This is a genomic window from Nitrosomonas communis, assembly GCF_024102715.1.
Classification (GTDB): domain Bacteria; phylum Pseudomonadota; class Gammaproteobacteria; order Burkholderiales; family Nitrosomonadaceae; genus Nitrosomonas; species Nitrosomonas communis_B.
Map to the genome: position 1 here is coordinate 1 of NZ_JAGFJM010000006.1, position 1631 is coordinate 1631.

A 1631-nucleotide genomic window follows, 5' to 3' on the forward strand; every position below is an offset into this window, starting at 1 on the left:
ATATCAAATCTCGTTAGGGAGAGATGGTTAAAAAAGTAAGCCGCCTGGGGTGCTGCAACACTCCAGGCAAACTCACCACATTAAATATTCATCAATTCTGAATACATTCGCTCATCATATCAAAATATTTTCGTTGAAACTAGTTGATGCAATTGTGTGCTCGCAACTATTGATGCATCGACAGTTTCAAGTCAGCTATACGCATCACTTTTGGCAGGCCAGCTTTACGCGCATTCCATAAGTCATAAGCTGCTTGATCTTGAAAGCAAGATCATACCGGCAATCGCTCCAACGGTCTGATATTGGGTCTAGGCTCCTGTTCTGCTTGCCATAAATCCCACTGCGTCTGCATTCCTAGCCATACGTCAGGAGTGGTTCCAAGCCATGCTGAAAGCCGCAGCGCCATGCCAGCGGTAATGCCTGCCTTGCCATTCAGCACTTTGGAGAGTGTAACGCGGGAAATCTGCAATTCTTTTGCTGCCTGCGTTACTGTCATTTCTTCGGGTATCCACTCCCGCAATACTTCGCCCGGGTGGGCTGGGTTGTGCATTCTGCCCATGTTTAAATTCTCCTAATGGTAATCCTGATAATTAACCAGCACAGCATCTTCACCTTCAAAGGTGAAAGTCAGCCGCCAATTTTCACTGACCTTTACAGAATAATGTCCGCTATGGTCGCCTGTTAGTCCGTGCAGTCTCCAGCCTGGCGCATTCATGTCATCTGGTTTTCTTGCGTTATCCAGCGTAGTTAACAATAGGCGCAATCTTCTGGCATGGCTTGGCTGTATGCCTGCCTTGCTTCCTGTTTTAAAGAAGTCTTCAAGTCCTTTATGGATAAAAGTCTTGATCATTTTTATGATTGTATATTGTTAATTAACACGTATCAATACAAGGTTATCTCTCTCTTGTTATTATTATCCATCATAAGGTTAAAACCACCGGTTTTAGCCGGTCAGCTTTAGCTGCGAGAATATGTCACACAGGAGGTGTGGCATGGATTATAGATATGAAAGTCATACGGTTTATCAGATTGAATATCATTTTGTATGGGTAACGAAGTATCGATATAAGATTCTGAAAGGAGAGGTTGCAGAACGTGTTCGAGAGTTGGTTCGTCAGAGGTGCGAAGCATTTGAAATCAGAATTGTACAGGGTGTAGTGAGTAAGGATCATGTGCGTATACTGGTGAGTTGCCCGCCAGAGATGGCTCCGAGTGAGATTATGAGGCGGATAAAAGGACGAACATCGAGCTATCTGTTTGAAGAATTTCCTTACCTGAAGAAGAAGTACTGGGGAAGGCATTTTTGGGCGCGAGGGTATTTCTGCGCGACAGTAGGTCAGATGACAGAAGAGATGATCAAGCAATACTTGGAGAATCACTTTGAGCCAAATCCAAACGATAATTTTAAAATGGAGCCGGAATAAGACGCGTCGTTCAGTCGACGCGTATCCGGACTTTCAGTCCGTAACTCTAATCCACTGGCTTTAGCCGGTGGTTTGAAGTAGTACCCAAAAACTGGACAGGTTGTTAAGCTCTGGCAAAACAGAAAAGGAGTGAAATAACCATGAGCAAGAAGCGCGCGCAATATTCCAGTGAATTCAAAGCGAAAGTTGCATTGGCAGCCATCCGAG

The 1631-nt window shown here is 44.6% G+C and carries 3 protein-coding genes; 1 reads left to right on the plus strand and 2 read right to left on the minus strand.

Features of this window, described 5'->3' with window-relative positions; genetic code table 11:
• Positions 1–271: 271 nt before the first annotated feature.
• The gene (locus tag J5I83_RS01225; RefSeq protein ID WP_304052650.1) at positions 272–559 is read right to left on the minus strand and encodes a HigA family addiction module antitoxin; all 288 of its coding nucleotides are present in this window, start codon (positions 557–559) and stop codon (positions 272–274) included.
• Positions 560–571: 12 nt separating this feature from the next.
• Positions 572–850 carry a type II toxin-antitoxin system RelE/ParE family toxin gene (locus J5I83_RS01230; protein ID WP_304052651.1) on the minus strand — a complete coding sequence of 93 codons (279 nt, stop codon included), beginning with the start codon at positions 848–850 and terminating at the stop codon, positions 572–574.
• A 142-nt stretch (positions 851–992) separates the two neighbouring features.
• Here J5I83_RS01230 and tnpA point away from each other — a divergent pair, with 142 nt between their 5' ends.
• Entirely contained in the window at positions 993–1424 is a 432-nt protein-coding gene (gene tnpA / locus J5I83_RS01235) for an IS200/IS605 family transposase (RefSeq protein ID WP_304052652.1), read from the plus strand.
• Positions 1425–1631: the final 207 nt, after the last annotated feature.